Raw genomic sequence first — 12,077 nt, forward strand, 5'->3', positions numbered from 1 at the left:
CCGACGTCGGGAACGGGCCTCGGCGCATCTCAGCCCACCAACCGGCGGACGATCACACCTCGAGCAGCTCGGTTTCCTTGTGCTTCACCAGGTCGTCGATGTTGGCCACGTACCGCTGGGTCAGGTCGTCGAGTTCCTTCTCGGCGCGGCGGCCGTCGTCCTCGCCGGCCTCGCCGTCCTTGACGATCCGGTCCAGCTCTTCCTTGCCACGGCGGCGGACGTTGCGGATCGCCACCTTGGCCTCCTCGCCCTTGTGCCGAGCCACCTTGATCATGTCGCGGCGGCGTTCCTCGGTCATCTGCGGGAGCAGGATGCGCAACTGGTTGCCCTCGTTGTTCGGGTTCACCCCGAGGTCCGAGTCGCGGATCGCCTTCTCCATCGCGTTGATCTGCGAGTTGTCGTACGGCTTGATGATGGCCATCCGCGGCTCGGGCACCGCGATGGACGCCATCTGCGTCAGCGGCGTGGGCGTGCCGTAGTAGTCGATGATGACCTTGGAGAACATGGCGGCGTTGGCGCGACCGGTACGGATGGCGCCGAACTCCTCCTTGGCGTGCTCAACCGCACGCTCCATCTTCTCCTCGGCCTCGAGGAGGGTGTCGTCGATCACCGGTCTCCTCGCCTCCTTCTGTGCTCGTGGTGGGCTCTGCGGAAAGTCGTCAGACCGCTGTCGTCGTCGCCGTCGGCGGGACTCAGGCGGTGATCAGGGTGCCGATCTTGTCGCCACCCACCGCGCGGATGATGGTGTCGTCACCCTGCGCGCCGAAGACCAGCATCGGCAGGCCGTTCTCCATGCAGAGGCTGAACGCCGCCGCGTCGGCCACCCGCAGGTTGCGGCGCAGCGCCTCGGAGAAGGTGATCGAGTCGAGCTTGCTGGCGGTGGGGTCGATCCGCGGGTCGGCGGTGTAGACGCCGTCCACGCCGTTCTTGCTCATCAGCACCACGTCGGCCCGGATCTCCAGCGCCCGCTGGGCGGCCACCGTGTCGGTGGAGAAGTACGGCATCCCGGCGCCGGCGCCGAAGATGACCACGCGGCCCTTCTCCAGGTGCCGGATGGCGCGCAGCGGGATGTACGGCTCGGCGACCTGGGCCATCGTGATGGCGCTCTGCACCCGGGTCTCGATGCCCTCCTTCTCCAGGAAGTCCTGGAGCGCGAGGCAGTTCATCACGGTACCGAGCATGCCCATGTAGTCGGCGCGGGCGCGGTCCATCCCACGCTTCTGCAGCTCCGCGCCGCGGAAGAAGTTGCCGCCGCCGACCACCACGGAGACCTGCACGCCGCGGCGGACCACGGTGGCGATCTGCCGGGCGATGGCCTGGACGACGTCCGGGTCGACGCCGATCGCGCCGCCACCGAAGACCTCACCGGAGAGCTTCAGCACCACCCGGCGGGCACGCCCCGGCGGCGGTGCCGTCGGATCATCCAGCTCCAGCGTCCGGTCACTCACAACCTGCGTCATCCGCCCCGCCCTTCCCCACGCGCACGCCCCGTGCGGCGCGTACCGCGAACCTGCCGCTGCCGACCCTATGTGACGAGGAGGCCGCGGTGCCTGTCACGTACACCGGCGGCCTCCTCGTTGATGTCTCCTGCCCACGGGCGCCAGCGGCGCCCGGTGGCGGCTCAGGCCTGGCCGACCTCGAACCGCACGAAGCGGGTGACCTCGATGCCGGCCTCGGCCAGCAGCTGCTTCACCGACTTCTTGTTGTCAGAGACGGACGACTGCTCGATCAGGACGAAGTCCTTGAAGAAGGAGTTCACCCGACCCTCGATGATCTTCGGCAGGGCCGCCTCGGGCTTGTTCTCCTCGCGGGCGGTCTGCTCGGCGATGCGCCGCTCGGACTCGACGACCTCAGCCGGAACCTCGTCCCGGGTGAGGTACTTCGGCCGCATCGCGGCGATCTGCATGGCCACACCACGGGCGTCGGCGTCGCCGGCCTCGTCGGTCTTGCCGGTGTACGACACCAGCACGCCGACGGCCGGCGGCAGGTCCTGGGCCTTGCGGTGCAGGTAGACGGCGGTGGTGCCCTCGACCCGGGCGAACCGGTTGAGCACCAGCTTCTCGCCGATCTTGGCGGACTGCTCCTGGATCAGGTCCGCGATGACCTTGCCGTCGAGCTCGGAGGCGAGCAGCTCCTCGGCGGAGTTCACGCCGGCGCGCTCACCGTGCTCGACCAACTGCTGGCCCAGCGCGATGAACGACTCGGTCTTGGCGACGAAGTCGGTCTCGCAGTTGAGCTCGAGCAGCGCCTTGCCGGAGTGGGCGACCAGGCCGTTCGCGGCCGTACGGCCAGCCCGCTTGCCGACATCCTTGGCGCCCTTGACGCGCAGAATCTCGACGGCCTTGTCGAAGTCGCCCTCGGCCTCGGTCAGCGCCTTCTTGCTGTCCATCATGCCGGCGCCGGTGAGGTCGCGGAGCTTCTTGACGTCCGCGGCGGTGATTTGGGACATGGCTCTCTCTTCGGTGTTGAGACGGCGTGTGGATGGTCAGAGGTGCCGGTTACCCGGATCCGGGCGGATCGTGCCCGGCGTACCGTCGCTGCCCGCCGTTCGCGAAAACGGACGGCGGGGCAGCGACGGTGCGATCACTCCGCGGCGGCGGTCGCCGGCTGCTCGGTGGCGGCCTGCGCCGGCTGCTCCGGGGCGGCGGGCTGCTCGGCAGCGGCAGCGGCGGGCTGCTCGGCCGGGGCGGCCGTCTCGTCGGCCTTCTTCGGCTCGAGCAGCTCGCGCTCCCACTCGGTCAGCGGCTCGTCGCTCGCGACACCCTCGGGCTTCTCGTCGTTGCCCCGGCGACGGCCGGAACGCGCGATCAGGCCATCCGCGACGGCGGCCGCGACGACCTTGGTCAGCAGCTCGGCCGAGCGGATCGCGTCGTCGTTACCCGGGATCGGGAAGTCGACCTCGTCCGGGTCACAGTTGGTGTCCAGCACCGCGATCACCGGGATGCCCAGCTTGCGGGCCTCGTCGACGGCGATGTGCTCCTTCTTGGTGTCGACGATCCAGACCGCGGCGGGAAGCTTCTGCATGTCCCGCAGGCCACCGAGGGTGCGGGTCAGCTTGATCTTCTCGCGGGAGAGCTGCAGGGTCTCCTTCTTGGTGTAACCGGCGGCGGTGCCGCTGAGGTCACCCAGGCCCTCCAGCTCCTTCATCCGCTGGAGCCGCTTGTACACGGTCTGGAAGTTGGTCAGCATGCCACCGAGCCAGCGGTGGTTGACGTACGGCTGGCCGACCCGGGTCGCCTGCTCGGCAATCGCCTCCTGGGCCTGCTTCTTGGTGCCGACGAACAGGATGCTGCCACCCTCGGCGACGGTCCCACGCACGAACTCGTACGCCTTCTCGATGTACTCGAGGGTCTGGCGCAGGTCGATGATGTAGATGCCGTTGCGCTCGGTCATGATGAAGCGCTTCATCTTCGGGTTCCAGCGCCGGGTCTGGTGCCCGAAGTGGACACCGCTCTCCAGCAGCTGACGCATGGTCACGACGGCCATGGTTGGGGTACTCCTCAAGGTCCCTGGTTGTCACGCCCGGCCGGTGGCCGGGCGTCCTGGCGCCTGGTCGCCGACCCATGGTGGACCCGATCAAGATCGGGACCAGGGAGGCCGTCGCTCCACGACGATTCGTGAAGAGGGCGCGCGAGGTCGACCGCACGAGGCGGTCGCCAGTTGGCCAGTGTACGCCCCTCACCCGTTCAGCCGCCCCGGGGTGCGCGTGGCGTGCTGCTCAGCCGCTCCCGGCTCGCCTGCTCCCCGGCTCCCGGCTCCCGGCTCCCGGCTCCCGGCTCCCGGCTCCCGGCTCCCGGCTCGATCGTGCGACCTGCCGGCAAGATCGCGCTACTTCATGGAAATAGTGGCCTCCGCGTCGCCGGAGGCCACTATTTCCTGGTTGTTGTCCGAATCATCAGCGCGCGCCGGCCGGCGGCGGGTCAGGCCGCGGCGGGCGATCTTGGGTCAGGACGGGTCAGCCTGCGGCGAGCGCGGCGGCCACGAAGAGCACCAGGCCGACGGTCAGGTAGGCCGTCGGCGGGCGCAGCCAGCCCCGACCGTTGTCGGCGAGCGCCAGCCCTCCCGTTCGGAGCCCGTACAGCCCGGTCGCGAAGATCGGCAGTCCGGCGACCAGGGCGATACCCACCACCACGTTCCCGGCGTCCACCGGGTCGCCGGTCACGCCGGCCAGCAACACCCGCAGCGCGGGAACCTCGAAGATCAACACCAGCAGAGCGAAGAGTACGGCCAGCACCGGTCGACGGGTCCGGTAGACGCCGTCGGCGGCCGGCGGATACACCGGCGGCTCGCCTGCGGGCAGGTCAGGTCGAGGGCCGATCCCCGGCATCGGACCGGTCGGCATCTCCAGCGGGTGCGGCGTGTCGCCGCCGCCCCGGGTCGGCTCGATGATCGGGTACCCACCGAGCGGAGCGGGACGAGCCTGGTCAGCGAGCACGCTGGGCGGCGCTGCCGATGTGCTGTCGCGGGACGTCTCCGGCACCGCGCTGGTCACCGGAGATCCCGCTGCGGTCGTCTCGCGGGCGGCCCGGCGTCCGGGCAGCTCACCGGAGGTCTCCGAGGGGTCCCGGTCCGCCCGCCGCGACCGGCTGGCCCGGTAACCGTCCACCTCTGGCCGCGCGGCACCCAACGGGTCCACAGCAGCGAAACGCCCCGAATCAGCCTCACTCGCCCCGAATCGACCGGCCTGATCGTCCAGAGCGCCGAAGCGACCCGAGTCCGACTCCGGCGCACCGCCGAAGCGACCCACGTCCACCGCACTCAACCGACCCGAGTCCGACTCCGGCGCACCGAAGCGACCCGCGTCGACGGCGCCGAAGCGTCCCGAGTCCGGCTCGCGGCGGCGGCCGACGCCGGTGTCCTCGACGGAGCGGCCGTCTTCCGCGCCACGCTGCTCGGGGATCTCGCTGTCCCGGTATCGCGGTTCGCCCGCGCCGCGCCACTCCGACTCGCCGTAACCGCGACCCCGCTCGTCGGGGTACCAGCGCGGCTCCTGATCTTCCGGAAAACTCCGTCGTCCGTCCACGTCAGGCACCGTATGCGACCGGCCACGCCCGCGCCATTTCAGCCCCGGCCGGTCGTGCCCCCGACGGCCCGGGTAGCGCGGGGTACGAACCGCGCCCAGGCGGCACTGCCGCGATCCGCACCTTGATCAGGTGATGGAAAGTAGGGCGGCGGCGGTCCTGACACCTACTTCTCATCACCTGATCAGGGCGGCCCCGCCATGACGTGCGGCCAGCCACGCTGCCGGCCTCGGTCGGAGGATCACGCCGTAGCACAGCGCAGGCATGATCGTCCGACTGTCCACAGCTCACCCGTTGTCCACAGTTGGACTGCCGCCGGGTCGCGGCGATCACCCTTCGGCGGGCACCGTGCCGGCCATGACGAAGCGGAACCAGGCGGTCGGCGCGTACGGCGAGCGGTGCGCGGCCCGGCATCTGACCGAGGCGGGGCTGCGCCCGATAGCCCTCAACTGGCGCTGCCCGGCCGGGGAGATCGACATCATCGCGTGGGACGGGCCCGTGCTCGCCTTCTGCGAGGTGAAGACCCGCCGGGGTGAGGGCTTCGGCACCCCGGCCGAGGCGGTCGTGCCGGCCAAGGCCCGCCGGCTGCGAGGGCTCGCCGCGCGGTGGCTGACCGAGACCGGTACGACCGCCGAGGAGGTGCGTTTCGACGTGCTGTCGGTGCGGCTGCCCGACGCCGGTCCGGCGCAGGTCGACCACCTCAAGGGCGCGTTCTGACATGCGCGCCCGGAGGATCGGTGACGCGCCATGAGCTACGCGAAGGTGCTCTGCGTGGGGCTGGTCGGTGTGACCGGCCACCTCGTCGAGGTGGAGGCCGACCTGGCCGCCGGCCTGCCTGCGGTGGTGATCTCCGGTCTGCCCGACACCGCCCTGCACGAGGCCCGCGACCGGGTCCGTGCCGCCGTGGTCAACTCCGGCCAGCGCTGGCCCAACCGGAGGATCACCCTCAACCTGCTGCCCGCCACGCTGCCGAAGTTCGGCTCGGCCTTCGATCTGGCCATCGCCGCAGCGCTGCTGGGCGGCTCGGGTGAGCTGCCGCTGCTCCCCCTGGAGGGTGTGGTGGTGCTCGGCGAGTTGGGGCTCGACGGGACGGTCCGGCCGGTGCGCGGCGTACTCCCGATGGTCGCCGCCGCAGCCCAGGCCGGTGTCGCGCGGGTGATCGTCCCGGCCGGCAACGCCGCCGAGGCCGCCGTCATCCCCGGGGTACGGGTGCGAGCGGTGGACACCCTGCACCGGCTGGTCGCCTTCGTGCGCGACGGGACCCCACTGATCGAGCCACCGGCAGACATCCCGGCACCGCCGGTCGGTGGGCCGGATCTCGTCGACGTCGCCGGGCAGCAGATGGGGCGGCGCGCCCTGGAGGTCGCCGCGGCCGGCGGGCACCACGTGGCACTGCTCGGCCCCCCGGGCGCCGGCAAGACGATGCTCGCCGAACGACTGCCGTCGATCCTGCCCGAGCTGGACGACGACGCGGCGCTGGAGGTCACCGCGCTGCACTCGGTCGCCGGGCTGCTGCCGCCGGGCGGTCGTTTGCTGCGTCGCCCGCCGTTCCAGGCGCCACACCACACCGCGACCGTGCCGTCGTTGGTGGGCGGCGGTTCGGGGCTGGCCCGACCCGGGGCGGTGTCGCTGGCGCACCGCGGGGTGCTCTTCCTCGACGAGGCTCCCGAATTCAGCAAGGGTGCGCTGGAGGCCCTGCGGCAGCCGCTGGAGCACGGCCACATCCAGCTCAGCCGCAGCGGGGGCGGCACCGTGTACCCGGCCCGCACCCAGTTGGTGCTGGCGGCCAACCCGTGTCCGTGCGCGAAGCCGGCCGGCGACGCGCACTGCGAGTGCTCGCCGCTGGTCCGCCGCCGCTACCTGGGAAGACTCTCCGGGCCGCTGCTCGACCGGATCGACGTCCAGGTGCGGCTGATGCCGGTGCGGGCGGCCGAGCTGATGGCGACCGACGGCGACGTCGAGCCCTCGGCGACGGTCGCCGCACGGGTGGCGGCGGCCCGGCAGGCGGCGTCCGCCCGCTGGGCCGACCTCGGCCGTCGGCTCAACGCCGAGGTGGAGGGCCCGCACCTGCGCCGACCGCCGTGGCGGCTGCCGGCCCGGGTCACCGTCGAGCTGCGTGGCCGACTCGACTCCGGCTCGCTGTCGGCGCGCGGCTTCGACCGGGTGATCCGGATGGCCTGGACCATCGCTGATCTCGACGGTCGTGACCGGCCGGACCGGGACGACGTCCGGGAAGCGCTTCAACTACGGACGGGGGAGGCGGCGTGAGCGCCGAGGATGAACGCAGGCTGGCCCGGGTCGCCCTGACCTGGCTGGCGGAGCCGGGCACGCGCGCGGTGCACCATCTGGTTGAACGGCACGGCCCGGTGGCGACCCTGGATCTGCTGCTCGACGGCGGCAGCCCGGACGGCTGGCTGCACACCGCGGTCGCCGCACGCTCGGCGGCCGGCGACGCGCGGGCGGTGGCGGCGGAGGCCCTGGAGCGGGCGGAACGACTGGGTGCCCGGCTGGTCACGCCGGACGACGAGGAGTGGCCGGCCCAGGTCGCCGGCCTGGCGACGTTGCGTCTGCCGGACGTCAGCCGCCGGGTGGACGGTGAGACCGCCCCGCCGCTCTGCTTCTGGGTACGCGGGGGCTGGCCGCTCGGCGAAGCTCTGGATCGCTCGGTGGCCGTGGTGGGGGCGCGGGCGGCCACCGGTTACGGGCAGCACGTCGCGACCGAGCTGGGGTACGGGTTGGCGGAGCGGGACTGGACGGTGGTGTCCGGTGGCGCGTTCGGCATCGACGCCGCCGCCCACCGGGGCGCCCTCACCGCGGGCGGTCTGACCGTCGCGGTGCTCGCCTGCGGGCTCGACCGCCCGTACCCGATGGGCAACGCCGCACTCTTCGACCGGATCGCCGAGACGGGGCTGTTGGTCAGCGAGTGGCCGCCCGGCGCCGAGCCGCTACGGCCCCGGTTCCTGATCCGCAACCGGGTGATCGCCGGAGGCACCCGGGGCACCGTCCTGGTCGAGGCGTCGGCGCGCAGTGGCGCGACGCAGACCGCGCGGCGAGCCATCCACGCCAATCGGGTGGCCATGGTGGTGCCCGGGCCGGTGACCTCGGCGATGTCCGTCGGCGCGCATGAGTTCCTGCGCGAGTACTCCAAGGCCCGGTTGGTCACCGGGGTTGCGCACGTGCTGGAGGAGGTGGGCCGGATCGGCACGGACCTGGCCCCGCTGGCGCGTGGACCGCAGCGGGCCACCGACGCGCTGGACGACGACGCGCGGTCGCTGCTGGAGGCGCTGCCCCGCCGAGGCGCGATGGGCGTGGACCGGCTCTCCTCGCGCGCCGGCCTCGACGTACGGACGGCGTTGCGCAAGCTGTCCCTGCTGGAGGAGCTGTCCATGGTGGTCCGTCGCGACGACGGCTACGCCCTCGCCCCACCCGCCAAACCGAAGCGGGGGACACCGCCACCGGCGGCGACGGGGGTGCCCGGCTCGGCCTAGGCGATGTCTCCGAAGGCGACGCACAAGCGGAAGGGGGTGTGGCTGGAGGAGCCCGTTGCGCTGCCGGGGTGGCTGCGGTTAGTGGAACGCTGCCGCCGCAGAGCCCGCAGCCACGGCGGGGGCTTCCCCGCGGTGGCTACGGTCGACCGAACAGCTGGCTGCATATCTGCACGTCCGGCCTACTGACCTCTCCGTTCCAAACGGTCCGACTTTTTGGAGATCTTGCGGGTGCTATTGACGTGGGCCACGAGCCCCTGACATCTTGCGAAGCAAGGCGAAGCCCGAGGGAGGGCATGGCTGATCCAATTTGGATCACTGTGTCTAGGCGGAGGTTCCCCTCGATGGGCTACAAGGTCGCCATCCGGTTGCTGCTGCTGGTCGTCGCTGTGCTGGCGGCCAGCCTGGTCGGCGTCATCGTCGGCTGGGCTGCTCGGACCGTCGAGCCAAGCAACGGCAGGGCATTGATCGCCGGGGGCACCGCGTTCGGCGGGACGCTAGTGCTGCTCATCACCGCGTTCAACTTCGTCATGGATCCTGACGCCTGACTCCCAGCAGCTGTTGGTGTGGTCCGCCGTTTCCTCGGGCCCGAAGGGCCCCTGCGACGTCGCGTCACCGCATGCCGCGCGGGAGTTGCTCGGGACGCCGCCCAACCCGCAATGCCGGTACGGTCCGTGCTCATGGGTGCGATCAAGCCGTGGCACATCACCACACTGTGCTGTCTCGTCACGTCCGCCGTGCTCATCGCCGGCCTGGTCGTCTTCCTGATCAAGAGGAGCAACCGCCGCTCATAGGCGGACACCGGCACCGACGGAGCCGGTGATCCGCCGACGATCGGCCGTAGGCTGGTGCCGTGCCAGCTGTGAGTGAGGGTGTCTGCCCTGTTGGATCGGCCAGCACGTCGGCGCGGCCACGATGAGCCGGGCGGACCGGGGCACCCGGGCCATGCACCAGGCACTGCCGCCGGCGCTGCGTGACGCCGTCGACGACTTCGCCGAGCACCTGTCCCGGGTCCGTAACCGGTCGGCGCACACCGTCCGCGCGTACGTCACCGATCTCGTCTCGCTGCTCGACCACGCCGTCCGGATGGGCTGCGTCGACCTCGCGGAGCTGGACCTGTCGGTGCTGCGCAGTTGGCTGGCGCGGCAGCGCACCACCGGTGCGGCCCGCACGTCGTTGGCCCGGCGGGCCGCGTCGGCGCGGGCGTTCAGCGCCTGGGCGCACCGGGCCGGGCTGCTCCCCGCCGACGTGGGCGCCGCGCTTGCCAGCCCTCGCGCGCACCGGGAGCTGCCCAGCGTGCTGCGCGCCGATCAGGCCGCCGCTCTGGTCGAGGCACCGTCCCGGCAGGCACCGCCCCCGAACCCACCCGCGGAGTCGGGCGCAACGAAAGAGGCCGAGGCGCTGCCGCTGCGGGATCGGGTGCTGCTGGAGCTGCTCTACGCCACCGGCGTACGGGTCAGCGAGGCGTGCGGGTTGGACGTCGGGGACGTCGACCACGGCCGGCGGGTGATCCGGGTGTTCGGCAAGGGCGGGCGGGAGCGCTCGGTGCCGTACGGGGTGCCCGCCCAGCGGGCGTTGGACGACTGGCTGCGCCGGGGCCGCCCGGCGATGGTGGGCGCCCGGTCCGGGGACGCGCTGCTGCTGGGTGCCCGGGGCGGCCGGCTCAACCCGACGACCGCGCGGCAGATCGTCGGTGCGTACGCCGAGGCCGCCGGGCTGCCCCGGACCAGCCCGCACGATCTACGCCACTCCGCCGCCACCCACCTCCTGGAGGGTGGCGCCGACCTGCGCGCCGTGCAGGAGTTGCTCGGTCACTCGTCGCTGGCGAGTACCCAGATCTACACCCACGTCTCGGTCGAGCGCCTGCGTGCCGCGTACCGACAGGCGCACCCACGCGCCTGACGTCGAGCGGGCTACGCGCCGTCCAACCGCTGGCGCACCGCGCACCTGACCAAGGGCCGACGGGCGCACCCGCGCGCCTGACCAACGGCCGACAGGCGCACCCGCGCGCCTGTTCAACGGCCGGAGGGCGCGCGAGCACGGCGGTTACGATCATCAAGTGAGCGTCCCGCAGCCCCCTGAGCCGATCCCGGGCGCCCGCCTGCTCTTCTCCCTCGACGCGGCGGTCAGTCACCTCAACCATGGCTCGTTCGGCGCGGTACCGATCGGGGTGCAGCGCGCCCAGCAGCGGCTGCGCGACGAGATGGAGGCGAACCCGCTGCGTTTCTTCACCCAGGGGCTGGCCGACCGGATCGCGCACACCCGCCGGCACCTCGCCGGGTTCCTGGGCGCCGACCCGGACGGCAGCGCCCTGGTGGGCAACACCACCACCGGCGTCGCCGTGGTGCTCCAGTCGGTGGGCCTGCAGGCCGGCGACGAGGTGCTGAGCACCGACCACGGGTACGGGGCGGTGAGCCTGGCCATCCAGCGCGAGTGCCGCCGGACCGGTGCGGTCAGCCGGGTCCTGCCGATTCCCCTGGCTGCCACCGACGAGGAGATCGTGCAGAGCGTCCGCGCCAGCCTGCGCCCGGGGCGGACCCGGCTACTCGTCGTCGACCAGCTCACCTCGGCCACCGCCAAGCTCTTCCCGGCTGCCGAAATCGTCGGGGTGGCCCGCGAACACGGCGTGCCGGTCCTGGTGGACGCCGCGCACGCCCCGGGCATGCTGCCCACTCCGGTGGCCGGCATCGGCGCGGACTTCTGGGTGGGCAACCTGCACAAGTGGGCGTACGCCCCGCGTGGGACCGCCCTGCTGACGGTGGCACCGCAGTGGCGGGACCGGGTCGAGCCGCTGGTGGTGTCCTGGGAGCAGGAGTCGGGTTTTCCGGCCCGGCTCGAGTGGCAGGCGACTCTCGACTACACGCCCTGGCTGGCTGCCCCGGTGGGCCTGTTCACGATGCGCAGTCTCGGCGTCGACCGGGTGCGGGCGCACAACGCCGCGCTCGCCGCGTACGGCCAGCGGGTGGTGGGGGACGCTCTGGGGGTGGCCCCCGCCGACCTGCCCGACCCGGGCGGGCCGGGGGTGGCGCTGCGCCTCATCCCGTTGCCGGCCGGCACGGGCACCACGATCGACGCCGCGCGGGCGTTGCAGGCACGGATCGGTGAGCGGCTCGCCGCGGAGGTGGCGGTGATGAGCTGGAACGGCCGGGGGTGGCTGCGGCTCACCGGCCAGGTCTACAACGCCGCCGACGAGTACGAACGGCTGGGCGCACGGCTGCCGGCGCTGCTCGCCCAGCGCTGACCGGACGGCCGGAAACGGACACCGGGACCTGATCGACCGGGAGCAGGCGCACCGGGCCGAGACCGAGCAGGGCCAGCGGGTCGAGATACTCCTCGCCCCGGCGCAGGCCCCAGTGCAGGCACGCCTCGGCCGGGCAACCCGGGTGCCCGGGCAGCAGCTCGCCCAGCGGCGCGCCGGCGGTGACCGGCTGGCCGGGGCGTACCAGGGGTTGGACCGGCTCGTGGGTGGTCCGCAGCCCGTCGGCGTGCCCCACGGTGACCACCGGTCGACCGGCCACCAGGCCGGCGAAGAGCACGGTGCCCGGCCCGGCGCTGCGGACCACCGCTCCGG

At 72.5% G+C, this 12,077-nt stretch carries 11 protein-coding genes and 1 pseudogene; 6 read left to right on the forward strand and 6 right to left on the reverse strand.

The annotated features are described in order from the left end of the window. Positions 1-52 precede the first annotated feature (52 nt). The 5 genes and pseudogenes from frr to PSH25_RS18805 all read right to left on the reverse strand — a co-directional run bounded on the left by frr (position 53) and on the right by PSH25_RS18805 (position 5,060). The gene (frr, locus tag PSH25_RS18785; RefSeq protein ID WP_204943784.1) at positions 53-610 is read right to left on the reverse strand and encodes a ribosome recycling factor; all 558 of its coding nucleotides are present in this window, start codon (positions 608-610) and stop codon (positions 53-55) included. Between the two features lie 82 nt (positions 611-692). Continuing rightward, positions 693-1,460 carry a UMP kinase gene (gene pyrH / locus PSH25_RS18790; RefSeq protein WP_030487501.1) on the reverse strand — a complete coding sequence of 256 codons (768 nt, stop codon included), beginning with the start codon at positions 1,458-1,460 and terminating at the stop codon, positions 693-695. A gap of 161 nt (positions 1,461-1,621) precedes the next feature. Then, positions 1,622-2,449 (reverse strand): translation elongation factor Ts, encoded by an 828-nt coding sequence (tsf, locus tag PSH25_RS18795; RefSeq protein WP_091400300.1) that lies wholly within the window; start codon positions 2,447-2,449, stop codon positions 1,622-1,624. Positions 2,450-2,583: 134 nt separating this feature from the next. Further along, entirely contained in the window at positions 2,584-3,486 is a 903-nt protein-coding gene (gene rpsB, locus PSH25_RS18800) for a 30S ribosomal protein S2 (protein ID WP_238660328.1), read from the reverse strand. Between the two features lie 469 nt (positions 3,487-3,955). Continuing rightward, positions 3,956-5,060: pseudogene (locus PSH25_RS18805) on the reverse strand (hypothetical protein). A 318-nt stretch (positions 5,061-5,378) separates the two neighbouring features. Here PSH25_RS18805 and PSH25_RS18810 point away from each other — a divergent pair. The 6 genes from PSH25_RS18810 to PSH25_RS18835 all read left to right on the forward strand — a co-directional run bounded on the left by PSH25_RS18810 (position 5,379) and on the right by PSH25_RS18835 (position 11,747). Beyond that, positions 5,379-5,738: a YraN family protein gene (locus PSH25_RS18810; RefSeq protein WP_238660330.1), complete on the forward strand. Its 360-nt coding sequence runs from the start codon at positions 5,379-5,381 to the stop codon at positions 5,736-5,738. 30 nt (positions 5,739-5,768) lie between these two features. After that, complete coding sequence (locus tag PSH25_RS18815) at positions 5,769-7,289, forward strand: YifB family Mg chelatase-like AAA ATPase (protein ID WP_238660331.1); 1,521 nt, start codon at positions 5,769-5,771, stop codon at positions 7,287-7,289. After that, positions 7,286-8,509 (forward strand): DNA-processing protein DprA, encoded by a 1,224-nt coding sequence (locus PSH25_RS18820; RefSeq protein ID WP_238660332.1) that lies wholly within the window; start codon positions 7,286-7,288, stop codon positions 8,507-8,509. The genes PSH25_RS18815 and PSH25_RS18820 overlap by 4 nt, the downstream gene beginning before the upstream one ends. A gap of 341 nt (positions 8,510-8,850) precedes the next feature. Further along, positions 8,851-9,054, forward strand: a complete 204-nt coding sequence (locus PSH25_RS18825; protein ID WP_238660333.1) for a hypothetical protein — start codon at positions 8,851-8,853, stop codon at positions 9,052-9,054. A 367-nt stretch (positions 9,055-9,421) separates the two neighbouring features. Beyond that, a complete protein-coding gene (locus PSH25_RS18830) occupies positions 9,422-10,408 on the forward strand; it encodes a tyrosine recombinase XerC (protein ID WP_238660334.1) in 987 nt (328 codons plus the stop codon). Between the two features lie 157 nt (positions 10,409-10,565). Beyond that, positions 10,566-11,747: an aminotransferase class V-fold PLP-dependent enzyme gene (locus tag PSH25_RS18835; RefSeq protein WP_238660335.1), complete on the forward strand. Its 1,182-nt coding sequence runs from the start codon at positions 10,566-10,568 to the stop codon at positions 11,745-11,747. Here the strand turns inward: PSH25_RS18835 and PSH25_RS18840 are convergent. Further along, positions 11,668-12,077: M23 family metallopeptidase (locus PSH25_RS18840; protein ID WP_238660336.1), on the reverse strand; the 410-nt coding region annotated here is incomplete at its 5' end. The genes PSH25_RS18835 and PSH25_RS18840 overlap by 80 nt on opposite strands.

It is taken from the genome of Micromonospora foliorum (assembly GCF_022229015.1).
Classification (GTDB): domain Bacteria; phylum Actinomycetota; class Actinomycetes; order Mycobacteriales; family Micromonosporaceae; genus Micromonospora; species Micromonospora foliorum.